1 protein-coding gene is annotated in these 340 nt (G+C 48.5%); it reads right to left on the minus strand.

Annotation, left to right across the window (positions count from 1 at the left end; genetic code table 11):
• The coding region (locus tag AB4161_RS23045; protein WP_372084471.1) for a hypothetical protein at window positions 1–340 on the minus strand (340 nt) is incomplete at both ends.

Raw genomic sequence — 340 nt, forward strand, 5'->3', positions numbered from 1 at the left:
TAAAAATTGGCGTTCCACCTGGGTCCGTTGCCCCTTGGTAGGTAGTCGTGTTAGCGGCACCTGTGATCTCAGTGATCTTAATACCTTCATTGCCCGACGATAGCGTCGCTTCCAGCGTTGAGATATTGCGTAGTTCGTAAACCTCTACTTGGTCTGCACCTTCCGTGGTAACAAACGAGCCTGCCGCCTGAGCGACAATAGAGCCTAAATCGCCTTCATCAACGACAAACGTACTCGCAACAGTAATATCAGTGATGGTTGGCACATCATCCGTCACCGTGATCTTCAGATCGATCGCATTCGATTTATCTTGGTCGAAATCTTCAGCTACAACAGAGAA

It is taken from the genome of Vibrio sp. 10N.286.51.E5, assembly GCF_041469125.1.
Classification (GTDB): domain Bacteria; phylum Pseudomonadota; class Gammaproteobacteria; order Enterobacterales; family Vibrionaceae; genus Vibrio; species Vibrio crassostreae_C.